The organism is Mesorhizobium sp. M0011 (assembly GCF_040324155.1).
In the GTDB taxonomy this organism is placed as follows: domain Bacteria; phylum Pseudomonadota; class Alphaproteobacteria; order Rhizobiales; family Rhizobiaceae; genus Mesorhizobium.
The window spans coordinates 76,552-99,417 of sequence record NZ_JAMYVQ010000012.1 but is presented as its reverse complement, the minus strand read 5'-3'; the positions used below and the strand labels follow the sequence as shown (position 1 = coordinate 99,417).

Here is a 22,866-nt window from a genome sequence, read left to right as displayed (position 1 = left end):
CATCTCATGCGCAAGAAAATTTGCTTTCTTTCGTCCGCCGCCGTCGCGCTTCTTCTCACGGCCCAGGCTCACGCTGCCGGCTCCGGCATGCCCTGGGAACAGCCGCTTCAGCAGATCCTGGAATCGGTGCAGGGGCCGGTGGCCAAGATCGTTGCCGTGATCATCATCATAACCACTGGCCTTACCCTTGCGTTCGGCGACACGGCCGGCGGTTTCCGCCGGCTGATCCAGATCGTCTTTGGCCTGTCGATTGCCTTCGCGGCCTCGAGCTTCTTTCTCTCCTTCTTCTCCTTTGCTGGCGGGGCGCTCGTCTGATGGCCATGGGAGAGAAGCATATCCAAGGCTTCGAGGTGCCCGTCCACCGGGCGCTGACTGAGCCGATCCTGCTCGGTGGCGCGCCGCGGGCGGTGGCGATCCTTAACGGCACCGCGGCCGCCGCAATCGGCCTTGGCCTGCAGCAGTGGATTGGCGGTCTAGTGCTCTGGATCGCCGGCCACACGCTCGCGGTCTTTGCCGCACGGCGCGACCCGGACTTTGCCAGCGTACTTGTCCGTCATCTTCGTCAGAAGGGCTGGCTTGCATGCTGAAGCTTTCCGAATACCGCGGCAAAGCCGACCGGCTTGCCGACCATCTGCCCTGGGCAGCACTCGTCGCGCCCGGCATCGTGCTCAACAAGGATGGCAGCTTCCAACGGACATTGCGGTTTCGTGGCCCCGACCTTGAAAGCGCGACGGAGGCCGAACTTATCGGCATATGCGCGCGGGCAAACAATGCGCTGAGAAGGCTCGGCTCTGGCTGGGCGCTGTTCTTCGAGGCCGAGCGCATCGAAGCGCTGGGCTATCCGAGCTCGGCCCTTCCCGATGCTGCCTCATGGCTGATCGATGAGGAACGGCGCGCGGCCTTCGAGGGCAAGGTCGCGCATTTCGAGAGCATCTATCATCTGACCTTGGTCTTCATGCCTGGGCCCGATGGCCAAGCGCGCGCGGAAAGTGCTCTCGTCGACTCGCATCACTTGGGAGGGGAAAGAGACTGGCGCCAGGAGCTTGCCCGGTTCCGAGACGAGACTGACCGCGTTCTCGATCTTCTTTCGGGCTTCGTGCCCGAGGTGCGCGCGCTCGACGATGCCGAGACCCTGACGTACCTGCACGGCACGATCTCGACCCGCCGTCATCCCGTTGCCGTGCCTGAAACGCCAATGTATCTCGACGGCGTCCTGGTTGACGCGCCGCTGACCGGCGGCCTAGAGCCGATGCTGGGCGAACAGCATCTGCGCACGCTGACAGTTCTCGGCTTTCCGAACGTCACCCGGCCAGGAATCCTTGATGCGCTCAATAACCAGGATTTCGCCTATCGCTGGGTGACGCGCTTCATTCCACTCGATAAGGCGGAAGCCACGAAGACGCTGACTCGGCTCCGCCGGCAGTGGTTTGCCAAGCGCAAATCGATCGCGGCTATTCTGCGCGAGGTGGTGACCAACGAACCGGTGCCTCTCGTCGACAGCGACGCCGACAACAAGGCGCTCGATGCCGATGCAGCACTGCAGGCATTGGGCGGCGATCATGTCGGCTTCGGCTATCTCACCACAACGGTGACGGTGTGGGATCAGAACCGTAAAGCCGCCGCGGAAAAGCTTCGCGCCGTCGAGCGGATCGTCAACGGGCTCGGCTTCACCACCATTCGCGAAAGCATCAATGCCGTCGAAGCGTGGCTTGGTTCATTGCCGGGTCATGTCTACGCCAACGTTCGCCAGCCGCTCGTTCACACGCTTAACCTTGCCCATCTCATGCCGCTGTCGTCCGTGTGGGCAGGTCCAGCGGAGAACGAGCATCTTGCCGAGGTCACCGGCGATTACGCTCCGCCGCTTCTTTTCGCCGAAACCAGCGGCTCGACGCCGTTTCGGCTTTCGACCCATATCGGCGATGTCGGCCACATGCTGATTGTCGGGCCGACCGGTGCCGGCAAGTCGGTTCTGCTTGCCCTGATCGCTTTGCAGTTCCGGCGCTACGCTGGCGCGCAAATCTATGTCTTCGACAAAGGCAATTCGGCCCGCGCCGCCGCGCTTGCCATGGGCGGCGACCACCATGCGTTGGGTGCGAATGGTGCGCTTGCTTTCCAGCCGCTGCGCCACATCGACGACCCGGCCACACAGAGCTGGGCGGCCGAATGGATCGCCGGCCTCATTGCCCACGAGAATGTCACCGTCACCCCGGAGGTGAAGGAGGCAATCTGGTCGGCGCTCACCAGCCTCGCCACCGCGCCGGCGCAGGAACGCACGCTGACTGGCCTGTCGGTCCTGCTTCAGTCCAATGCGCTCAAATCGGCGTTGATGCCCTACACGCTCGACGGTCCATTCGGCCGGCTGCTCGATGCCGATGACGACCGGCTGGCCATCTCGGATGTGCAGTGTTTCGAGACCCAGGAGCTGATGCACAGCCAAGGCGCTGTGCTGCCTATGCTCACCTATCTGTTCCATCGTCTTGAGGACCGGTTTGACGGGCGGCCGACGCTGCTCATGCTCGACGAGGCCTGGGTCTATCTCGACAACCCGCTCTTTGCCGCCCGCATCCGCGAATGGCTTAAGGTACTGCGTAAGAAAAACGTCTCCGTCATCTTCGCGACGCAGTCGCTTGCCGACATCGCCGGCTCTTCTATCGCACCGGCAATCATCGAGAGTTGCCCGCAGCGCATTTTTCTCCCCAATGATCGTGCGGTGGAGCCGCAGGCACGGGCAGCCTATGAGCGCTTCGGTCTTAATGAGCGACAGATCGAATTGGTCGCCCGCGCCACGCCGAAGCGCCACTACTATCTGCAGTCGCGCCGCGGCAATCGCCTCTTCGAGCTCGGGCTAGGCCCGATCGCTCTTGCGCTTTGCGGCGCCTCCGACCCGGCCGCCCAGAACCTGATCGACAATATTCTTTCCGAAGAAGGGCAGGGCAGCTTTGCCGCCCGTTTCTTCAGTGCGCGCGGCCTGGATTGGGCTGCCGAGCTTCTCCAGCAATTTCCTCAACCTAACAAGGAGCAATCGTCATGATCGGACGCCGCCTTTTTACTAGCCTGGTCACCGTTTCCCTGATCGCCAAACCGATGGCTGACTACGTCCAGCCGGCCTATGCGCTCATCGTGTTTGACCCGTCCAACTATACGCAGAATGTGCTGTCGGCAGCACGCGCATTGGAGCAGATCAACAACCAAATCCAGTCGCTTCAGAACCAGGCGACCATGCTGCAGAACATGGCGCGCAACCTTCAGCGCCTGGATTTCTCTTCCGTGGGCCAGCTTACCGGCTCGCTCCAACGGATTGACGGTCTGATGACCCAGGCGAGCGGCCTGAGCTTCGATCTCGACAAGCTGCAGGACCAGTGGCGCCAGCAATATCCGGAAAGCTACGACGCCACCATCAAGGTCAGCGATGTGGCGAGCGCCGCGCGCGAGCGCTGGCAGAGCGCCATGCAGGCGTTCCGCCAGACCATGAGCGCGCAGTCGCAGATCGTCGAGAACGTGCAGGCCGATGGCGACCTGCTTACCGATCTCGTCAATCGCAGTCAGGGCGCGGCAGGTGCCCTCGAGGCAAGCCAGGCTACCAATCAGCTGATCGCGCTTTCGACCAAGCAGCAGATGCAGATCCAGACGCTGCTTGCGACCCAGTTCCGGGCCGAGGCCGAGGATGCGGCGCGCAAGGCGCAGTCTGAGGAAGCCGCTCGCGAGACGACGAAGCGTTTCCTGGGCACCGGCACGGCTTATCCCGGCAACTGAGCGGCAGTTCTTCAAGACAACGAGGAAGGCGGCGACATGAACGACCTCGGAGTCATCGATCGCTTCATGGAGACCTTTACCCGCTACATTGACAGTGGGTTCGGTCTGCTTTCGGGCGACGTCGCCTTTCTCACCACCATTCTGATCGGCATTGACATCACGCTCGCGGGCTTGGTCTGGGCGTTCGGCGGCGAGCCCAACATACTTGGCCGGCTTGTTCGCAAAGTGCTCTATGTCGGCGCCTTCGCCTTCGTCCTGAACAATTTCAAGAACCTCGCCGACATAATTTACCGCTCCTTTGCCGGTCTCGGCATCAACGCATCGGCCGGCAACCTGTCCGCCGACAGTCTCCTGCGGCCAGGCCGCATTGCCGCGGCCGGCTTCGAGGGCGCCTGGCCGCTCCTCAATCAAGCGAGCCAGCTAGTAGGCTTCCCCGAGATCTTCGGTAACGCGCTCACCATCTTCGTGCTGCTTCTGGCCTGGTTCCTGGTCCTCATCGCATTCTTCATTCTTTCCATCCAGCTCTTCATCACCATCCTCGAGTTCAAGCTCACCACGCTGGCCGGCTTCGTCCTGGTGCCCTTCGCGCTCTGGAACCGCTCGGCGTTTCTGGCCGAGCGCGTGCTCGGCAATGTGATTTCGTCGGGCATCAAGGTGATGGTTCTTGCCGTCATCGTCGGCATCGGCTCCACGCTCTTTGGCGAGTTCGCTTCCGCCCTGCAGGGCCAGGAGCCGGACCTGGCGGCGGCCATGTCTCAGGTGCTGGGTGCGCTGGCGCTGCTTGGGCTCGGCATTTTCGGCCCCGGGATTGCCTCGGGTCTCGTTTCCGGCGCGCCGCAGCTTGGCGCCGGCGCGGCACTTGGAACAACGGCGGCCGCAGCTGGATCAACGCTCGTTGCCGGAGGCGCTACGTTTGCCGGCGCGCGCATGGCAACAGGCGGCGGCCTCGCCGCAGTCCGTGCCGGCGCCGCCATGGGGTCCGCTGCCACCGTCGCTTGGCAAACGGGGCGCGCGACATCGCCCGAGTCCGGGCTGTCCGGGGTAGCTGCTGGGCTGCAGGGGGTGGCGAGTGCCGCTAGCGGCGCCGCGATGCGGGGAATGCGATCCGCAGCAGAACCATTCCGCCGTAGTGCCGACGCCGGTCGCGATGCCGGCTGGATGACCGGCGGCATGCCGACCAGCTCGATGAGCGGAAGCTCTCCAGTTGTAGCTCCCGCGGCCGCGCCTGCCTGGGCAAGGCGTCTGCGTTCCGAACAGACCGCACGCGCCCATCGCAATGCTGCCACGCAGGCGGTGCGCGATGGAGATCGGGGCGGAAGCGGCGCCAATCCCTCCCTCAATGACAAGGAAGACTAGATGCTCTTCAAGCGACCCGTTCAGCGTTATGGAAAGACGCCCGAACCCGTAACACCCTACCAGAAGGCCAGCCAACTCTGGGATGAGCGCATCGGCACGGCGCGCGTCCAGGCCAAGAACTGGCGCTTCATGGCCTTTGGCTGCCTGGCTCTGACGACGGGGCTTTCCGGTGGGCTTCTGTGGCAGTCGATGCAGGGCCGCGTCGTGCCTTATGTCGTCGAGGTCGACCGCTTTGGCGAGGCGCACGCAGTCACGCCGGCAGTCCAAAACTACCAGCCCGACGACGCCCAGATCGCCTGGCATCTCAGCCGCTTCATCCAGAATGTTCGTTCGGTTTCCACCGATGCGGTTCTGGTGCGGCAGAATTGGCTGTCGGCCTACGACTTTGCCACCGACCGAGCGGCGCTCTTCCTCAACGAATATGCCAAGGCGAACGACCCTTTCGGCCAAATAGGCACGCGCAGCGTGTCAGTGCAGGTGACCAGCGTGGTCAGGGCTTCCGACAGCTCGTTCCAGGTCAAATGGACCGAGCAGGTGTTCGAGCGCGGCAGCCTCGCCAGCACGACGCGCTGGATCGGGATCCTCACCATCCTCATCCGCCCGCCTAGGACAACCGAGCAGCTGCGCAAGAACCCGCTCGGCGTATTCATCAACGCCATCGACTGGTCGCGCGAGCTCGACAGCGCCGCCAACCCCCGTTTCCCCTAAGGAGCCCGCCAATGACAAATAGAGCCCCATTGCTTCGTGCTGCCTTGATCCTGTCGGCGTCTGCTGCGGTTCTTTCGGCCTGTGCCTCGAAGCCAGTGCCGCCGCCTCAGATTTCCTATGACCACGAGGACTTCAAACCAGCCGCGATCGAGAAGGCGCCGGAGAAGCCGGTCAAGGTCGTGGAAGTGCCGAAACCGTTACCGTTGCCTGGTCAGTTGATGCCCGCACCCGGCAAGCCCGCCCCAGATAAGCGCTCGCCGGAAGAACAGGTCGCCGATGCCAACAAGGCGGCGACGCAACAACCCACCAAGTTTGGCTATGTCAATGCGGTGCAGGTTTACCCCTTTGCCGACGGCGCGCTCTACCAGCTCTACGCCGCGCCGGAGCGCGTCACCGATATCTCATTGCAGCGGGGCGAGAAGCTGACCTCGGTCTCAGCCGGCGATACGGTCCGTTGGGTAATCGGTGACACCGTTAGTGGCTCAGGCGATGACCAGCGCACTCATGTGCTGGTGAAGCCATTCGCGCCGGGGCTTGCCACCAATCTGGTCATCACGACCGACAGGCGATCCTATCACCTGCAGCTTCAAAGCACTGAGAAAACTGCCATGGCGGCGCTCTCCTGGATTTACAGCGAAGACCAACTCGTGGCGCTTCGGCGGCGCAACGCTCAGGCAGAGGCTGAAATGCCCGCGGCCTCGAACGTAGCACTCGAAAACATCCGCTTCCGCTATTCGATCACCGGCGACACGCCGCCGTGGAGACCGACGCGCGCCTTCGATGATGGCAGCAAGGTCTACATAGAGTTCCCGAAGCGCATTGATCAGGGCGAGGCGCCACCGCTCTTCATCGTCGGTGCTGACGGGGACAACCAGCTCGTCAACTATCGGATGCACGGCAACTACTACATCGTCGAGCGCCTCTTTGCCGCGGCTGAACTCCGTCTCGGCGCCAAGCAGCAGCAGGTGGTGCGCATCACCAGGACCGACGGACGGCAACTGCCGCGGCGGATATCGCTCTTTTCGCGTTTTGGCAGGTGAGGGGAGGCTCATGACCGACACGTCCCGCCCCAATGTTCCGCCCAAACTCGATCCCGAACAGCTGCAGCTGCGGGCCTCACCGCGCCGGGCCGTGCGCTTCAAGCGCGGCATAATCGTCGCGATCGCAGCTGTTGGCTCCGCCACCATCTTTGGCGTCACGATGATGGCGCTGCAGGGGCCGGCACTGCGCCTGAAGCAGCAGGCTGAAGAGCTTTACAGCACCGACCGCAACCCGACCGCCGAGGGACTTGAATCGCTGCCCAAGGACTATTCCGGGAGCAAGCCGAAGGCTCCGGTGCTTGGACCGCCGCTGCCCGGGGATCTCGGCCGTCCTATTCTCGAGCACCAGCGCCAGCTTGGCATCGCACCTGGGCAAGACGTTTCCGCCGAGGCGCAGCGGCTTGCACAACAAGCGATTGAGGCGCGCGAGTCGCAAGTCCTCTTCCGCATCGAAAACCGGCCCCAGCAGACGGAAGCTTTTGGCAATGGGCAGGGCGGACGTTCGCCTTTCGAGACGGCGTCTCCGCAGCCAGATACCGAAGGCCAGCGAGCTTCCGTCGCGCCGGCCGAGGGCGACCAGAACAATCAACAGCGCAAGCTCGATTTCATCGATCAACGGAACACCGGCGGGATCTACAACCCGCATGCACTGCAGACGCCGGCTTCGCCCTATCAGATCATGGCCGGTAGCGTGATCGCTGCAAGCCTGATCACCGGCATCAATTCCGATCTGCCCGGCCTTGTCGTCGCCCAGATCACCGAGAATGTGCACGACAGCGTCACCGGCAGCATCCTGCTCATCCCGCAGGGCTCACGGCTGATCGGCACCTACGACAGCGTTGTAGCCTTTGGGCAAAGGCGCGCTCTGTTGGTGTGGCAACGCATCGTGATGCCGGACGGCTCCTCTACCGAAATCGACAATCTGCCCGTGACCGACGCGGCCGGCTATGCCGGGCTCGAGGACAAGGTGGATTTCCATACTTGGCAGTTGATCAAGGGCGTCGCGGTAGCCACATTGCTGGGGGTTGGTACCGAGTTGAGCTTTGGGGAAAATGAAAGCGACTTGGTCAAGGCAATTCGTGAATCCACCCAGCAGAACGTCAGTCAAGCGGGCCAACGGATCACTGAAAAGAACCTGAACGTCCAACCCACGATCACCGTGCGCCCTGGTTGGCCGTTGCGCGTCATCGTGCACAAGGACCTCGTGTTGCGGCCATACACGGGGTGAACAGGAGGACTTCATGGCTAACCTGAAACTCGGAAAACTTCCGGACCGGACACCTTCGAAGATCACCATCACCGTTGGCGCCGACTTGAGCCAAGCACTCAACGACTATGCCGCACTTTACCGTGAGACCTATGGCGAGTCCGAAACGGTGGCGGAACTGATCCCCTTTATGCTGGTCGGGTTCCTGGAAGGCGACCGGGCGTTTGCCAAGGCCAGAAAGGAAGGTCTGCCGGGCGCCGGCGCGTCGGAGAAACCACGAAGGCAATCATCTTCCACACTGGACAACGGTTAGCGCTTGGTGTCGTTTTGGAGCACGCTAGGTTCTTGATCCTGACCGCGTTGCCGCCGGTCCGTACTCCACCAGTTCGAGTGCCTCCTCCTTTGTGCAGGAATTCGCCTGAGCGAGTTCGAGCGCCTCTTCAAGGAAGCGATGATTGCGCTCCTGTACATCGAGGTGAGCCGGCGTCGGAAAGCACGCGACAATCCATTGCCACACGCGGTGTTGAAACGAGCCTGAAGGCATGTCTAATTCCCAGCGGCTACCTTGAGAAGACACTGAGTCTGAGGGAGATTCAAGTTTCAGGGGAACAACTAAGCCTGCTAGACAATAAGTGCATAAAAGCCGTGGCTTTATCTTGCGGCCGGCCTCGTTCTCTTCGGACAAAAATCGATCTTGTCACGATGCCGCCAGACCGGATGCTGAATGACAGCTTCTCGCCAACAGTAATTGAATAGCGGACCAGACCGCTCCCGGCCCCGACAAGTTGTTGAGTTCTCGACCAGCGGTCATTCTCGATGGTACCGTGGCGAAAGGTCGATCGCACATTGTTGCGTGGCGCAATGATTTTATATAGGTTGGTATATGAACGTTGCCGATATGTGAACCTATATAGCGTTAAATTGATATAGTAACGTATATTGACACCCGTCATATATGAGCCTATATCAGGCTAGCTCATACAGAAATCGTATAGGCCATGAAGATCAGAACAGCTCGCGACATTGGTATCCTGATCAAAGAGGCCCGCACCCGGCGCGGCCTGTCCCAGGCTGCCTTGGCCAAGATGATCAACACCACGCAGACGTGGGTGTCGTGGATCGAGAACGGCAAGCCCAGCGCCGAGATCGGCAACGTGCTGCTGGCGCTGACCACGCTTGGTGTGGAGCTGGACTTTCAGATCCCGCCGGCGCCGACGTTGGCTGCTGATCATCATCATAATGCCGATGAACGGCATGTCGACGATGACGACGACGAGATTCCCTACAAGCTCTAGGTGACGATGATCATGGTGAACCCCATCGACACCCTCGACGTCTATATCGCTGGCAGACCGGTTGGGTGGCTCCACCACCTGCAGGGCGGCAAGCTTTCGTTCTCCTATCACCAGGCATGGATGGAGGGCCGGGTGGCGATCCCGCTCTCCCTGTCCATGCCGACGATCACCAGGACATACGAGGGCAAGGTCGTCGAGGCATTCCTCTGGGGTCTGCTGCCGGATAATGAGCAGACCCTCGCCAGATGGGCGCAGAGGTTCCAGGTCTCCGCGCGAAACCCGTTTGCCCTGCTCAAGAATGTCGGCCGCGACTGCGCCGGCGCCGTCCAGTTCCTTCCTCGTGGCGACCAGGTCTCCCGCGGCGAGAACGTGGAGTTGCTCACCGAGGCTCAGATCGGCGACCGCCTGCGCGACCTGCGCAAGGATGGTGCAGCGACCCGGCGAATCGGCGATCCTGGTCAGTTCAGTCTCGCTGGTGCGCAGGCAAAGACGGCGTTCCATTTCGACAAGGGCAGCAATCGCTGGGGGATCCCTCTAGGCGACACGCCCACGACACACATCTTCAAGCCGCCTTTGCCGCACTTGCACGGGCATACCGAGAACGAGCATTTCTGCCTGCAGCTTGCATCCAAGCTCGGCATGGACGCTGCACATAGCCAGGTTCTCGACTTCGCAGGCGAAAAGGCGATCGTTATCGAGCGCTACGACCGCCGCAACATCGACGGCAAGACCATCCGCATCCATCAGGAGGACATGTGCCAGGCCCTGTCGGTGATGCCGACGCTCAAGTACGAGAACCAGGGTGGGCCAGGTATCACGACGATCTCCAGAAAGGTGCTGTCGGCCTCCCTCGACCCCGTCCAAGACCGTCAGATCTTCATGGCCGCGAACGTCTTCAACTGGATCATCGCCGGCACGGACGCGCATGCAAAGAACTACTCGATGCTGCTCGGTGCCCAGGGCGAGGCCCGCCTAGCTCCGCTCTACGACATCTCCTCCATTCTGCCGCACCTCGGGGGAGAGATCCAATCTGAGATGCGCGACCTTAAACTGGCGATGAAGATCGACAGAGTCTATCCCATCGAGGAGATCATGCCGCGCCACTGGGGGCGCTGTGCGTCCTCAGCAAAGGTTGGCAGCGAGTACACGGTGCGGACAATCCGCCATCAGCTCGCGGTGATGCCCGATATGGCATCGGAGTGCGCCCAAGAGCTTCGCCAGGAGGGGATCATCCATGAGATCGTTGGTCGCCTCGTCGACGCGATCGCGACGCGCATCAAGGGCTTGTCCCGGATCTATGGAGAGGAAGGTTGTGGAGGTTAAAGTCGGGCGGGGATAGCGGATCCACGGACTAATGCCGGCGAAAGGACGGACCGCACACTGCCCACGGGATTCTCGCTCTAATAGCGCCCCGGCTCCGGGCCGGGTAGATGGCCGGTTTCGGAACCGGCCATCGGCAGCTTGAATGACGGAAATGGGGTCGGCTGCAGAACGGCAGCTTCCCGCCGAACGCGGTCAACTTTCTCTCCAGGAAATCTGACAATGCGGGCCTACGATTTGGCGTCGAGTTGTGGCGTTTTTCGACGGTCAGTATGATTTCCGGCGGTTGGAGATTTGTATCGGCGTTTGATGAACGGCCGCTGTTGGGTTCAAAGTGGATGGTCGCGTTGGTGTGTGGACAGCAGGCTTGCGGCGTCCCTCGATTGAGATCACCCGCAGGTTTTTGCTCTTGAGTTCATCCAGATAATCGGCCCACCACTGCATCATCTTGACGCGCTCGTCCCAATGCTCTGCCCGGGCGTAGGCGCGCCGAACGTCGTTGTTCTCAATGTGGGCCAGCTGCCGCTCTATCGCGTCCGGATGCCACTTGCCGCATTCGTTCAGCAGAGTTGATGCCGTTGCTCGAAAACCATGCGCGGTTGCTTCTTCCTTGCCGTAACCCATACGGCGCAGCGCGGCGTTAAGCGTGTTATCGGAAATCGGACGCGAAGCCGATCGAACACTAGGAAACAGCAGCGATCCACCACCAGAGATTTCCCTCAGTGAAGTCAGGACGCTGATCGCCTGCTTTGACAGGGGTGTGCGGTGCGGACGTCGCATTTTCATGCGTGCTTCAGGGATGGTCCATACCGAGCTTTCAAAATCGAACTCTTCCCATTCAGCGGAGCGAAGCTCGCCGGGGCGGGGAAACATCAGAGCCATCAACTTCAGACCGGCTCGGGTTGTAGGCTGTCCGTCAAATGCATAGATCGCCCTCAGCAAACCGCCCAAGGCCTTCTGATCGGTAATCGCGGCGCGAGGCGTTACCGTCGGACTGATGAGTGCGCCTCTGAGGGCGAAGGTCGGATCTGTCTCGGCGCGTGCGGTGGCGATTGCGTATCGAAACACGCTGCCGATGGTGGAGCGCAGTCGCCTGGCCGACTCGTATCGACCGCGAACCTCAACGCGACGGAGGGCGGCAAGGATGGTGGCCGTATCGATCTCCCGAATGCACTTATCGCCGATAATCGGATAGGCAAAGTCGAGCAGCCATTTGACCTTGCTGATCGTCCGGTCGGCACGTCCCTCCTTCTTTAGCTTGTCGACATATTCGTCCGCGATTGAGCGAAAGGAGTCCTTAGCCGAATCGGCCTTCCGCAAGCTGCGTTCCTTTCCAGGGTCGACGCCAGCTAGCAGGAGCCTTTTAGCATCATCGCGCGCCTCCCGTGCCTCGGCGAGAGAGATAAGGGGATAGCTGCCCAGCGCGAGCAGTTTCTGCTTGCCCTCAAAGCGGTAGGCGACCCGCCAGAGGCGAGAGCCCGTGGGCTGTACCCATAGCTGCAGCCCGCCTCCGTCAGATAATTTCACGAGTTTGGAAGCAGGGCGGGCGTTTCGACATTTCACGTCGGAGAGGGGCATTCGTCAGGTCTCCCTTGGCTGTTTCGATACCATCAGGATGTCGAATACCAACGGAAATACCATCCCCCCGCCTCGTTGGACCAAATGCGCCCGAAGCGCTCCCTGTCCCGCTAAATTGCGCAAGGCGACCGCAAAAGATCAACAATTCCAGTCGCTTGCAGAAATTGCAGCGTAGAAGGTTCGGCGAAAGGGAGTGTCGGGAGAAGAGGGGATGGTGCCCAGAGGCGGATTCGAACCACCGACACGCGGATTTTCAGTCCGCTGCTCTACCAACTGAGCTATCTGGGCCTGTTCCGGCAAACGAAAACGCGTTGACCGGATTTCATCGAGGCGCCGTGGGCGCCCCTTGAAAGCGCGTGGGTTATAGCACGGGAATTCGGCCTGTCCAGCGCCTAGTGGGCGATTTCGGGCAGGAAAAGCGATGCCGTGCGGTGCCCCGGTTTTCATGCCGCTTGCAGGCCGGAATCGGGCACGGCATGGCACGATGCGGCCTTCGCCATCCCTGTCCGTGCCGCTATTGCCGGCTGACATGCCGTGGCACTGCCTTTAGCCGGCGATCGAGGCGCACCAATGCATTTGCGGCTCAGACGCGCCACTGGTCGCCGCCGCCTATCTGACGCCGGTCACGCCGCGGCGAAAATCGGAGGGCGACATGCCGGCGAGCTTGCGGAACGACTTGTTGAAGGCGCTGAGCGAGCCGAAGCCTGAATCCATGGCGACGCGCAGCACATTGGCGTCCTGATGCATCAAAAGCGCCTGCGCATAGCTCAGCCGCAACAGATTCACATACTCGTTGAGCGTCATGCCGGTGGATTTCTTGAACAGGCTCATGGCATATTTGGGATGGATGTCGGCGGCCGCCGCGATGTTCACGCAATCGATGTCGTAGAGGAAGTTTTCGGCGATGAAATCGCACATGCGTCCGACATTGCGCGACGATTGCTGGTCGAAGGGGCTGCCTGTTTCCTGGTCGGTCGGAGTTGCGGATACCAGCCGGTAGGGCTCGAACCGCACCCGCTCCAGCCGCAGCAGCAATTCGTTGACGGCATGTTCGGCCTTGGCCTGGTCGCCGGACCGGGCGTAGCGGTTCCAGCGCTCGAAATTATGGTTGTCGGACTGGTCGGTGGCTGATGTCACCAGTGTCGCGCCGGTCATCAGCCGGTGCCTTATATCGGTGGGCAGGTGCAGCCGGAAGAAGTGCACCAGTGGCAGATGCGCCCCGGCATAGATGGCGTCGTCGGACAAATCGTCCATCTGGTGCGGCAGGCCACCCCAGAACAGGCACATCTCGCCGGCCGAAAGCGAAATCTCGTGGTCGTTCATGCGGTAATGCACGCTGCCGCGCACGATGAAATTAACCTCGACCTGGGCGTGCCAGTGCGGCTTGAGCATCACCAGCGGATTGGTGTGAAACATCTGCAGGAGCAGCGGCAGGCCTTCCACGCTGCTGGCCCCAGGCTGGTAGAACGGCCGTTCAGGCATCTTACTTTCCGCCAATTTCATATTCCCTTTGACGGCGACAGGCCTTGCCCACTGCATAGTCTAGCCACGCTCACAGTGAGAGAGCAAATGAAATGGGAGGATTTCAATGCGCATCACAATGACCTGCGCCGCGCTCGCGCTTGCCCTGGGCTCAGCCCCGGCCTTCGCGCAATCCGGCGAAATCACCATCTGGAGCTGGAATGTCGCGGCTTCATCGCTGAAGGCGACCATTGCCGGCTTCAACAAGCAATTTCCCGACGTCAAGGTCACGGTCCAGGATCTCGGCAACCAGCCAACCTACGACAAGTCGATCGCCGGCTGCGCCGCCGGCGGCGTAGGCCTGCCCGACATCGTCACCGTCGAGAACGGTGAGGCCGAGAATTACTGGAGCCAGTTCCCCGACTGCTTCGTCGACCTGCATACGCTGGGCTACACAGCCGACGACCAGAAAAAGTTCCCCGATTTCAAGCGCACCGAGCTGGAAGTGGGCGACAAGGCCTACGCAATGCCGTGGGATTCCGGCCCGGTGGCCGCCTTTTATCGCCGCGACTTCTACGAAAAGGCCGGCGTCGATCCGACTTCGATCAAGACCTGGGATGATTTCATCGCCGCCGGCAAGAAAATCCAGGCCGCCAACCCAGGCGTCTCGATGACCAATGCCGATTTCAACGGTGACTCGGAATTCTTCCGCATGATCTCCAACGAACAGGGCTGCGCCTATTTCTCCGAGGACGGACAATCGATCACGGTCAACCAGCCCAAATGCGTCGACGCCATGACCAAGGTCAAGGAGATGAAGGACGCCGGCATCATCTCGTCGGCCGACTGGGGCACCAAGATCACCAACAACACCGCCGGCACCGTCGCCACCCAGATCTATGGCGGCTGGTATGAGGGCACCATTCGCACCGAATCTGCCGGTGAAAACGGCAAATGGGGCGTCTATCTGATGCCGAGCCTCACCGCCGACGGGCCGCGCGCCGCCAATCTCGGCGGTTCCTCACTGGCTATCACCTCGGCGTCGAAGAACAAGGAGGCCGCCTACGCCTATCTGAAATACACGCTCGGAACCAATGAAGGCCAGATCACGATGCTGAAGGAGTTCGGCCTGGTGCCGTCCCTGATCTCGGCGCTTGACGATCCCTATGTCGCGCAAGGCCTGCCTTATTGGGGCGGCCAGGCGGTGTGGAAGGACATTCTCGGCACCTTGCCGAAGGTTGTTCCGAGCCGCGGCACGCAGTTCCAGAGCGACGCCGAAATCATCGTCCGCGCCGTGCAGACCAAGTATCTGGCCGGCGGCTACCCCGACGCCAAGACGGCACTCGACGATGCCGCAAGCCAGATCGCGGCGGCAACCGGACTGCCCGTCAAGTCATAACCTCCCAAGCCGGGTCCGGGACAGGCGTTTGCGCCGCCCGGACCTGGTCGCGGCCTGTGGGGTTCTCCCACGGGACCTGTATTTGCTGGCAAGCCGGCTCCGCTGCTGCGGGCCATGGCCGAAGCGGCAACGAAATGAAGGAGGAGGAAGATGCGCAATCGCAACGCCACGGCCTATCGCTTCCTTACGCCCTATCTGCTGATCTTCGCGATCTTCTGGGTATGGCCGATCATCAGCTCCTTCATGATTTCCTTCCAGGCGACGCGTACCGTGCCGTGGCGGTTCGCGCCCGGCTTCAACTGGGGCCGGTTGATCGGCGATCCGGCCTTCTTCAACGCCCTGAAGAACACGCTGCTCATCCTGGTCATCCAGGTGCCGGTGATGATCTCGCTGGCGCTCGTCATGGCGGTGCTTTTGAACTCGCCGCTCTTGAAGGCGCGCGGCCTCTACCGCTTTGCCTTCTTCGCCCCCGTGGTGGTCGGCGAAGTTGCCTATTCGGCGGTGTTCCGGCTGATGTTCAACCTCGATTTCGGCATCATCAACAAGCTCCTGAACAGCATCGGCCTGCCCAAGGTCGACTGGTTTTCCAACGTTACTCCGGCGATGGCGCTGATCATGATCGCGGTGACCTGGCGCTGGGCCGGTTACAACGCCATCATCCTGCTCGCCGGCATGCAGTCCATTCCCGAAGATGTCTACGAGGCGGCGACGCTCGACCGCGTCAGCAAGCTCAAGCAGTTCTTCTACATCACCCTGCCGTTGCTCAAGCCGGTCATCGTGTTCTGCCTCGTGCTGTCGATCATCGGCACCATGCAGCTGTTCACCGAGCCCTTCCTGATCACCGAGCGCGGCGGGCCGGGCGGCGGCACCGAGACGCTTGGCCTGCTGCTTTACCGCCAGGGCTTTCGGTCGCTCAATTTCGGCTACGCCTCGGCCGTCGCCTACACCATGGCCGGGCTGGCGATCGCCATCACGCTGGCGCAGCTGTGGCTGACGAGGGAACCGAAATGAGTTCGCGCTCCGCAGCCAGATTGGGACGCAGCATCGCTCTGCATCTGTTCCTGACGCCGCTGGCGCTGATCTGGCTGTTTCCGCTGTGGATGATGGTCGTGTTCTCGACCATGCCGGACAACGGCATCTTCAGCCCCGGCATCGAGCTTTTGCCGCACGGCAATTTCATCGACAATTTCAACAATCTGCAGCGTGACACGAACTTCGTCGGCGCCATAGGCATTTCGGTCTCGGTGGCGGTGACCTACACATTCCTGTCGGTGCTGCTGACGTCGATGGCCGGCTGGGCGCTGGCCCGCTACCAGTTCTTCGGCAAGGGCGTGGTTGTCGCCATCATCCTCGGCACCATAACGCTGCCCTATGCGGTCGTGCTGATCCCGCAATTCATCATGGTGGCGCGCGACTTCAAGCTCGCCAACACCTGGGTGGCGCTGATCGTCCCGCCGCTGTTCAATTCGCTCGGCGTGCTGTTCATGCGGCAGAGTTTTTCGATGATGCCGGACGATCTCTTCGATGCGGCGCGCGTCGAGGGGGTCAAGGAATGGCGCATCTTCCTCTTCGTCGCGCTGCCTTTGGCGCGGCCGATGCTGGCCGCACTCGCCATCATCCTGTTCCTCGCCTCCTGGAACAATTATCTGTGGCCGCTTTTGATCAACAGCCAGCCGGGTTCGATGACAGCACCCGTAGCGCTCGGCACGCTGATCGGCCTCACCAAGGTGTCATGGGGCGGCATCATGGCGGGTGCGGTGATGCTGACGGTGCCGATGCTCGTCGTCTTCGTGCTGCTGCAGCGCCATTTCATCGCCGGCATCGCCGCCGGCGCGGTCAAGTAAGGGGCAGCATGGCAACGGTCACGCTTAACAGTGTCGTCAAGCGCTTCGGCGTCTTCGAGGTCGTCCATGGCGCGAGCATCGACATCAAGGACGGCGAGTTCGTCGTCTTCGTCGGCCCCTCCGGCTGCGGAAAATCGACGCTGCTCAGGATGATCGCCGGGCTCGAGGACATTAGCGGCGGCGAGATCGCCATCGGCGGCAAGGTGGTCAACGATGTCGAGCCGGCCGACCGCGGCATCGCCATGGTCTTCCAGTCCTACGCGCTCTATCCGCATATGAGCGTCGAACAGAACCTCTCTTTCGGCTTGCGCATGACCGGCAATCCAAAGGCCGACACCGAACGGCGGGTGAAGCGGGCGGCCGAGATCCTGCGCATCAGCGAATTGATGGACAGGCGCCCGAAAAAACTCTCCGGCGGACAGCGCCAGCGCGTCGCCATCGGCCGCGCCATCGTGCGCGAACCGCAGGTGTTCCTGTTCGACGAGCCGCTCTCCAACCTCGACGCCGAATTGCGCGTCCAGATGCGCGTCGAGATCTCCCGGCTGCACAAGGAGCTCGGCACGACGATGATCTATGTCACGCACGACCAGACCGAGGCGATGACGCTCGCCGACAGGATCGTCGTGATGCGCGCCGGCCATATCGAGCAGATCGGCCGGCCGCTCGATCTCTATGACAACCCCGACAATCAGTTCGTTGCGGGCTTTGTCGGGTCGCCGAAGATGAACTTCATCAAGGGCCGGGTTGTCGGGCACGATGCGGGTGGCGTGGTGGTCGATCTGGCGGGTCAGGAGAAGACCCGCATCACGCAACCGCTGACCGGCGCTGCACCCGAAATGGGCAGCCCAAAAATCGGCAGCAAGGTCATTGTCGGCGTGCGGCCCGAACATTTCGGCAATGCCGGAGAGGGCGACGCCGACCTTGTGGTTGCCATCGACGTGGTCGAGCACCTGGGCGGCACAAGTTTCCTCTACGCAAGAACGGCCAATGGTGACGACGTGGTGATCCAGCGCGACGCGACAAAGGTCCCCGACACATCAGAGATCACCGTTTCCATCCGCAAATCCTACCTGTTCGACGAAAAAGGACTGCGGCTGCGCTGACCGGCCGCCGTTTCCAGCCTTCAAGGAGAATGACAATGACCGCAACCACGCCCATTCGCTGGGGCATCCTCGGACCGGGCAGCATCGCCCAGTCCTTTGCCGGTGGCGTGGCCGATTCGCGCACCGGAAAGCTGGTCGCCATCGGTGCCCGCAATCCCGCCAAGCCCGGCCTCGCCGAGAGTTTCCCCGGCGCCCGCATCGTCGATGGCTACGATGCGCTGCTTGCTGATCCCGAAATCGATGCCGTCTACATTTCGATACCGCATCCCGGCCATGCGCAATGGGCGATCAAGGCGGCCGAGGCAGGAAAGCATGTGCTGTGCGAAAAGCCGCTGGCGCTGACCGCCTTCGAGGCCGACGCCATGATGCATGCCGCGCGCAAGGCCGGCACGTTTCTCGGCGAAGCCTTCATGTACCGGCTGCATCCGCAGACGCTGAAGCTGGTGGAACTGATCAGATCGGGCGTCATCGGCGAGATCAGAATGATCAAGTCGAGCTTTGGTTTTGCGATGCCGCGCTTCATGCCGGAGCACCGGCTCTACGCCAACGATCTCGCCGGCGGCGGCATTCTTGACGTCGGCGGCTATCCCGTCTCGATGGTGCGGTTGATTGCCGGCGCCGCGGCCGGAAAACCCTTCGCCGAGCCTGACAAGGTGGTCGGTACTGCCCATCTTGGCCAGTCCGGCGTCGACGAATGGGCCTCGGCGCTGCTGCATTTCCCGGGTGGCATTGTCGCCGAAGTCTCCTGCAGCATCTCGCTTAACCAGGACAATGTTCTGCGCATCCTCGGCACCAAAGGCCGCATCGAGGTGCCGGACTTCTGGTTCGCCGGCGGCAACCGCGACGTTGGTCTCGGCCGGATCGACGTCATCGCATCCGATGGCACGCGCGAGACCATCAGCGTCAACGAGAAGCGTCATGTCTATTCCTTCGAGGTCGACGCAGCCGGTGAGGCCATCCGCGCCGGCGGCCAAGAATTCGCCTGGCCCGGCATGGCATGGGCGGAAAGCCTCGGCACCTTGCGTGTACTGGACAAATGGCGGGCGGCCGCCGGCCTCGAATACGGGATCGAGAAGGCCCAGCAACGCATCAATACCATCTCCGGCCGGCCTTTGCGGTCCGGCGGCACGGCGATCGCCAAGCGCACTATTCCCGGCCTGTCGAAGCCGGCGTCGGTGGTGGCGCTCGGCTTTGAGGATTTCCGCACGTTTTCCTCAGGCTCGATCCTGCTCGATGCCTTTTTCGAGGCCGGCGGCAATCTTTTCGATACCGGCTATGTCTATGGCGGCGGCTATACCGAGAAGCTGCTTGGCGAGTGGTTGAAAAACCGTGGCGTACGCGCGCAATCGGTGGTCATCGCCAAGGGCGCGCACTCGCCGCTGTGCTATCCCGATGTGATCGGCAAGCAGCTCGACCAGTCGCTCGAACGCCTGCAGACCGACCATGTCGATGTCTACTTCATGCACCGCGACAATCCGGATGTGCCGGTCGGCGAATTCGTCGATGCGATGGATCGTGAGGTCAAGGCCGGCCGCATCCGCGGCCCGTTCGGCGGCTCGAACTGGACGATGGAACGCATGGATGAGGCGATCGCCTATGCCGAACGCACCGGCAAGCAAAAGCCCGGCGCGCTGTCCAACAATTTCTCGCTGGCTGAAATGCTGGAGCCGATCTGGGCAGGCTGCGTGACGTCCTCCACGGATGCATGGAAGGCCTGGCTGACATCCAGGCAGATGCCGAATTTCGCCTGGTCGAGTCAGGGGCGCGGCTTCTTCACCGATCGCGCAGGTCGGGACAAGCAAGACAATGAGGAACTGGTGCGGGTCTGGTACTCCGAGCGGAATTTCGGCCGCCGCGACCGGGCGATCGAACTTGCCGCGAGACTGGGCAAGAGCCCGATCCAAATTGCGCTGGCCTATGTGCTCGCTCAGCCCTTCCCATCCATCCCGCTGATCGGGCCACGCACGCTGGATGAGTTGGACGACAGCCTGCGCGCTCTCGACATCACGCTTTCGCAAGCCGATCTCGAATGGCTGGATGGCGGCAGTCTGCGCGCTGCCTAGCTGGCTGCCGGCTTAACGGTCGCGGCGTCAGGTCTCGTCATCAGGCGCCCTGACGCCACGCCTGGCCGGAGTCCGCAAATTGGCGTACATGCCTGTGGTGCGGAATTGGCTCGGCGTGATGCCGTAGCAGCGGCGGAAGACCTTTGAAAAATAGTTCGCGTCCTCGAAGCCGCACAGGATAGCGACCTCCTTCACCGGCAGAAAATCCGCCTTGGTCAGCAGCTTCGCCGCGCGTTGCAGACGCTGCTGCAGCACGAACTCGGCAGGCGGCAAGCCTTCGCTTTCAGCAAAACAGCGTGAGAAATGGGCCCGGCTGAGGCCGCTGATCTGCACCAGATCCGCCACCGGCAGCGGCTTGTCGAGATTTGCGTTGATGTGATCGATGACCGGCTGCATAACGCTCTGTTTTTCGGCAAAGGCATGGGAGCCGAAGACATCGTCATAGAGCGCCATCGCAGCCTCGTAGGCTATCGCCGAAGCAGCGCCCGGCGAAGCGGCGCCTTTGATCAGGCGCAGGCTGCAATCGGCAAGATGATCGATCGTCGCCGGCTGCAGCCGAAATACAGGACCCGAGACGCTGAGGATCGACTTGTGAATGCGCAACGCCTCCTCGCCGTTCATCGAAATCCAGAAATACTCCCAGCGCTCGTCCTCAGCCAGCCAGTAGCGGTGGTTGTGCGGCACCAGCACCAGCAATGTGTCGTTCTTCTGCAGGCGGTAATTGCGGTTCTCGTAGCGCAGCCGGCCAGTCCCGCTGATCGTGTGCTGGAGCACGGTGAACGGCGTCTGGCCGCGCTTTCGCCCATCCCAGTCGTAGATCTCGTCCTCGCGCACTTCATAGCCCGTGCTCGTCGGCATGGCATGCAGGCGCTGGCGGCCGCGCGGCAGCGAGATCGTGCGCATGGACTGTCCGTTTTGTATCAAATCCTGCAGCACAAAATTACCCCCGAAAGCATAATCCTTCTCTGGTCGCGCTCGCGAATAAGCGCATAATCCCCGTCGAAAAGCGAGAGAGATCCGCAGTCGAGGAGCGGACGGGGAGGTTGGCGAGCCCGATTCCGGCTTGTCCTGCATACATGTCGGCATGTGGCTACAGCTTTCCATTGTCATTCCTTGCCTGCAATTCGAAGTGGAATGAGGTGCGGCTGATGAGTTTCAAAATCGCTATCATCGGCGCGGGCAGCGTCGGCTTCACCAAGAAATTGTTCACCGACATCCTGTGCGTGCCCGAATTCGAGGACATCGAATTCGCGCTGACCGATGTCAGCGAGCACAACCTTCAGATGATCAAGGCGATCCTCGACAAGATCGTCGAGGCGAACCGATTGCCGACCAGGGTGACGGCGACGACCGACCGCCGCCAGGCTTTCGAAGGCGCTCGCTACGTCATCAGCTGCGTGCGGGTCGGCGGTCTCGAAGCCTATGCCGACGATATCCGCATTCCCCTGAAATATGGCATCGACCAATGCGTCGGCGACACGATCTGTGCCGGCGGCATTCTCTATGGCCAGCGCAACATCCCGGTGATCCTGGATTTCTGCAAGGACATGCGCGAGGTCGCCGAGACGAACGTCAAGTTCCTGAACTACGCCAACCCGATGGCGATGAACACCTGGGCGGCGATCGAATACGGCAAGGTCGACACTGTTGGGCTCTGCCACGGCGTCCAGCACGGCGCCGAGCAGATCGCCGAGGTGCTTGGCGCCAAGTCCACGCAGGAGCTCGACTATGTCTGTTCCGGCATCAACCACCAGACCTGGTTCATCGGCCTGCGCCTGAACGGCCGCTCCATCGGCAAGGACGAACTGGTGGCTGCCTTCGAGGCGCATCCCGTCTATTCCAGGCAGGAGAAACTGCGCATCGATGTCCTGAAGCGCTTCGGCGTCTATTCGACCGAAAGCAACGGCCATCTTTCCGAATATCTGCCCTGGTACCGCAAACGTCCCGACGAGATCACGCGCTGGATCGATATGTCCGACTGGATCCATGGCGAGACTGGCGGCTATCTCCGTTACTCCACCGAAACCCGCAACTGGTTCGAGACGGAATATCCGCAGTTCCTCGAAGCGGCGTCCAAGCCGATCGACCGGGAGAAGCGCTCCAACGAGCATGCCAGCCACATATTGGAGGCGCTGGAGACCAACCGGGTCTATCGCGGCCACTTCAACGTCAAGAACAATGGCGTGATTACCAACCTGCCGCAGGACGCCATCATCGAGTCGCCGGGCTTCGTCGACCGTTTTGGCATCAACATGGCCGCCGGCATCACGTTGCCGGAAGCCTGCGCCGCCACCTGCATCGCTTCGATCAACGTCCAGCGCATGTCGGTGCATGCCGCGATATCAGGCGACATCGATCTTCTGAAGCTCGCCGTGCTGCATGACCCATTGGTCGGCGCGGTTTCGACGCCGGAGGAGGTCTGGCAGATGGTCGACGAAATGGTCGTCGCCCAGGCAGCCTGGCTGCCGCAATATGCCCATGCGGTTCCGGCCGCCAGGGAGCGGCTGTCGACATCTCAGGTGAAGACCCGCGAGTGGGCGGGCGCCGCACGGCGCAGCGTTCGCTCGATCGAGGAATTGCGCGCCGAAAAAGCCGCGCTGAAGCAAGCCGGCTGAGGCGGGCCGGCTGAAAATTCATGCGGTGATGGTGGATCCATGGGAGGCGGATTCATTGCCACGAAGCCGTTTGAATTCGAGGAGAGGCGGAGCGGGTGCAAACGCTCCGGACAAACAAGAGGGA

19 protein-coding genes, 1 tRNA gene and 1 pseudogene are annotated in these 22,866 nt (G+C 61.7%); 17 read left to right on the top strand and 4 right to left on the bottom strand.

What is annotated here, in order from left to right; genetic code table 11:
- The first annotated feature begins 6 nt into the window (after positions 1–6).
- From NKK51_RS15690 to NKK51_RS15640, 11 genes and pseudogenes are all read left to right on the top strand, one after another.
- Positions 7–315: a TrbC/VirB2 family type IV secretion system protein gene (locus NKK51_RS15690; protein WP_352553777.1), complete on the top strand. Its 309-nt coding sequence runs from the start codon at positions 7–9 to the stop codon at positions 313–315.
- Positions 315–587, top strand: coding sequence for a VirB3 family type IV secretion system protein (locus NKK51_RS15685; protein WP_023735761.1), 273 nt, complete (start codon positions 315–317; stop codon positions 585–587). Before NKK51_RS15690 ends, NKK51_RS15685 begins: the two co-directional genes overlap by 1 nt.
- A complete protein-coding gene (gene trbE, locus NKK51_RS15680; protein WP_352553775.1) occupies positions 581–3,031 on the top strand; it encodes a conjugal transfer protein TrbE in 2,451 nt (816 codons plus the stop codon). The genes NKK51_RS15685 and trbE overlap by 7 nt, the downstream gene beginning before the upstream one ends.
- Positions 3,028–3,753: a P-type conjugative transfer protein TrbJ gene (trbJ, locus tag NKK51_RS15675; protein WP_023669263.1), complete on the top strand. Its 726-nt coding sequence runs from the start codon at positions 3,028–3,030 to the stop codon at positions 3,751–3,753. The genes trbE and trbJ overlap by 4 nt, the downstream gene beginning before the upstream one ends.
- 36 nt (positions 3,754–3,789) lie before the next feature.
- Positions 3,790–5,109 (top strand): P-type conjugative transfer protein TrbL, encoded by a 1,320-nt coding sequence (gene trbL / locus NKK51_RS15670; protein ID WP_023809281.1) that lies wholly within the window; start codon positions 3,790–3,792, stop codon positions 5,107–5,109.
- Positions 5,110–5,839 (top strand): annotated as a pseudogene (gene trbF / locus NKK51_RS15665) (conjugal transfer protein TrbF).
- Positions 5,829–6,857, top strand: a complete 1,029-nt coding sequence (gene trbG / locus NKK51_RS15660; protein ID WP_023724107.1) for a P-type conjugative transfer protein TrbG — start codon at positions 5,829–5,831, stop codon at positions 6,855–6,857. Before trbF ends, trbG begins: the two are co-directional and overlap by 11 nt.
- A gap of 10 nt (positions 6,858–6,867) precedes the next feature.
- Positions 6,868–8,085, top strand: a complete 1,218-nt coding sequence (locus NKK51_RS15655; protein ID WP_023729046.1) for a TraB/TrbI/VirB10 family type IV secretion system protein — start codon at positions 6,868–6,870, stop codon at positions 8,083–8,085.
- A 13-nt stretch (positions 8,086–8,098) separates the two neighbouring features.
- The gene (locus tag NKK51_RS15650; RefSeq protein WP_023689356.1) at positions 8,099–8,377 is read left to right on the top strand and encodes a DUF2274 domain-containing protein; all 279 of its coding nucleotides are present in this window, start codon (positions 8,099–8,101) and stop codon (positions 8,375–8,377) included.
- Between the two features lie 685 nt (positions 8,378–9,062).
- On the top strand, positions 9,063–9,359 hold the full coding sequence (locus NKK51_RS15645) for a helix-turn-helix domain-containing protein (RefSeq protein WP_023795665.1): 297 nt from the start codon (positions 9,063–9,065) through the stop codon (positions 9,357–9,359).
- Positions 9,360–9,371: 12 nt separating this feature from the next.
- A complete protein-coding gene (locus NKK51_RS15640) occupies positions 9,372–10,682 on the top strand; it encodes a type II toxin-antitoxin system HipA family toxin (protein WP_352553770.1) in 1,311 nt (436 codons plus the stop codon).
- A gap of 264 nt (positions 10,683–10,946) precedes the next feature.
- Here the strand turns inward: NKK51_RS15640 and NKK51_RS15635 are convergent, their stop codons facing one another.
- From NKK51_RS15635 to NKK51_RS15625, 3 genes are all read right to left on the bottom strand, one after another.
- Entirely contained in the window at positions 10,947–12,257 is a 1,311-nt protein-coding gene (locus tag NKK51_RS15635; RefSeq protein WP_352553768.1) for a tyrosine-type recombinase/integrase, read from the bottom strand.
- Positions 12,258–12,469: 212 nt separating this feature from the next.
- Positions 12,470–12,545, bottom strand: a tRNA-Phe gene (locus tag NKK51_RS15630).
- A 321-nt stretch (positions 12,546–12,866) separates the two neighbouring features.
- Positions 12,867–13,760: a helix-turn-helix domain-containing protein gene (locus tag NKK51_RS15625; RefSeq protein WP_206516848.1), complete on the bottom strand. Its 894-nt coding sequence runs from the start codon at positions 13,758–13,760 to the stop codon at positions 12,867–12,869.
- Positions 13,761–13,845: 85 nt separating this feature from the next.
- Between NKK51_RS15625 and NKK51_RS15620 the strand changes: the two genes are divergently transcribed.
- The 5 genes from NKK51_RS15620 to NKK51_RS15600 all read left to right on the top strand — a co-directional run bounded on the left by NKK51_RS15620 (position 13,846) and on the right by NKK51_RS15600 (position 20,127).
- Entirely contained in the window at positions 13,846–15,117 is a 1,272-nt protein-coding gene (locus NKK51_RS15620) for an extracellular solute-binding protein (RefSeq protein ID WP_023809274.1), read from the top strand.
- Between the two features lie 150 nt (positions 15,118–15,267).
- Positions 15,268–16,128, top strand: coding sequence for a carbohydrate ABC transporter permease (locus tag NKK51_RS15615; RefSeq protein ID WP_352441091.1), 861 nt, complete (start codon positions 15,268–15,270; stop codon positions 16,126–16,128).
- Complete coding sequence (locus NKK51_RS15610; protein ID WP_352553766.1) at positions 16,125–16,961, top strand: carbohydrate ABC transporter permease; 837 nt, start codon at positions 16,125–16,127, stop codon at positions 16,959–16,961. The genes NKK51_RS15615 and NKK51_RS15610 overlap by 4 nt, the downstream gene beginning before the upstream one ends.
- An 8-nt stretch (positions 16,962–16,969) precedes the next feature.
- Positions 16,970–18,064, top strand: a complete 1,095-nt coding sequence (locus NKK51_RS15605; protein ID WP_023809270.1) for an ABC transporter ATP-binding protein — start codon at positions 16,970–16,972, stop codon at positions 18,062–18,064.
- Positions 18,065–18,099: 35 nt separating this feature from the next.
- The gene (locus NKK51_RS15600; RefSeq protein ID WP_352553764.1) at positions 18,100–20,127 is read left to right on the top strand and encodes an aldo/keto reductase; all 2,028 of its coding nucleotides are present in this window, start codon (positions 18,100–18,102) and stop codon (positions 20,125–20,127) included.
- A gap of 27 nt (positions 20,128–20,154) precedes the next feature.
- On the opposite strand, the gene NKK51_RS15595 is transcribed toward NKK51_RS15600, so the two are convergent.
- Entirely contained in the window at positions 20,155–21,063 is a 909-nt protein-coding gene (locus NKK51_RS15595) for an AraC family transcriptional regulator (RefSeq protein ID WP_352441087.1), read from the bottom strand.
- A gap of 212 nt (positions 21,064–21,275) precedes the next feature.
- Here NKK51_RS15595 and NKK51_RS15590 point away from each other — a divergent pair, with 212 nt between their 5' ends.
- Positions 21,276–22,742 (top strand): alpha-glucosidase/alpha-galactosidase, encoded by a 1,467-nt coding sequence (locus tag NKK51_RS15590; protein WP_352553762.1) that lies wholly within the window; start codon positions 21,276–21,278, stop codon positions 22,740–22,742.
- The last annotated feature ends 124 nt before the right edge of the window (positions 22,743–22,866 follow it).

Coding starts and splice junctions, on each gene's coding strand:
- NKK51_RS15690 (WP_352553777.1), top strand. CDS start 7: ATGCGCAAGAAAATTTGCTTTCTTTCGTCCGCCGCCGTCGCGCTTCTT.
- NKK51_RS15685 (WP_023735761.1), top strand. CDS start 315: ATGGCCATGGGAGAGAAGCATATCCAAGGCTTCGAGGTGCCCGTCCAC.
- trbE (WP_352553775.1), top strand. CDS start 581: ATGCTGAAGCTTTCCGAATACCGCGGCAAAGCCGACCGGCTTGCCGAC.
- trbJ (WP_023669263.1), top strand. CDS start 3,028: ATGATCGGACGCCGCCTTTTTACTAGCCTGGTCACCGTTTCCCTGATC.
- trbL (WP_023809281.1), top strand. CDS start 3,790: ATGAACGACCTCGGAGTCATCGATCGCTTCATGGAGACCTTTACCCGC.
- trbG (WP_023724107.1), top strand. CDS start 5,829: ATGACAAATAGAGCCCCATTGCTTCGTGCTGCCTTGATCCTGTCGGCG.
- NKK51_RS15655 (WP_023729046.1), top strand. CDS start 6,868: ATGACCGACACGTCCCGCCCCAATGTTCCGCCCAAACTCGATCCCGAA.
- NKK51_RS15650 (WP_023689356.1), top strand. CDS start 8,099: ATGGCTAACCTGAAACTCGGAAAACTTCCGGACCGGACACCTTCGAAG.
- NKK51_RS15645 (WP_023795665.1), top strand. CDS start 9,063: ATGAAGATCAGAACAGCTCGCGACATTGGTATCCTGATCAAAGAGGCC.
- NKK51_RS15640 (WP_352553770.1), top strand. CDS start 9,372: ATGGTGAACCCCATCGACACCCTCGACGTCTATATCGCTGGCAGACCG.
- NKK51_RS15635 (WP_352553768.1), bottom strand. CDS start 12,257: ATGCCCCTCTCCGACGTGAAATGTCGAAACGCCCGCCCTGCTTCCAAA.
- NKK51_RS15625 (WP_206516848.1), bottom strand. CDS start 13,760: ATGAAATTGGCGGAAAGTAAGATGCCTGAACGGCCGTTCTACCAGCCT.
- NKK51_RS15620 (WP_023809274.1), top strand. CDS start 13,846: ATGCGCATCACAATGACCTGCGCCGCGCTCGCGCTTGCCCTGGGCTCA.
- NKK51_RS15615 (WP_352441091.1), top strand. CDS start 15,268: ATGCGCAATCGCAACGCCACGGCCTATCGCTTCCTTACGCCCTATCTG.
- NKK51_RS15610 (WP_352553766.1), top strand. CDS start 16,125: ATGAGTTCGCGCTCCGCAGCCAGATTGGGACGCAGCATCGCTCTGCAT.
- NKK51_RS15605 (WP_023809270.1), top strand. CDS start 16,970: ATGGCAACGGTCACGCTTAACAGTGTCGTCAAGCGCTTCGGCGTCTTC.
- NKK51_RS15600 (WP_352553764.1), top strand. CDS start 18,100: ATGACCGCAACCACGCCCATTCGCTGGGGCATCCTCGGACCGGGCAGC.
- NKK51_RS15590 (WP_352553762.1), top strand. CDS start 21,276: ATGAGTTTCAAAATCGCTATCATCGGCGCGGGCAGCGTCGGCTTCACC.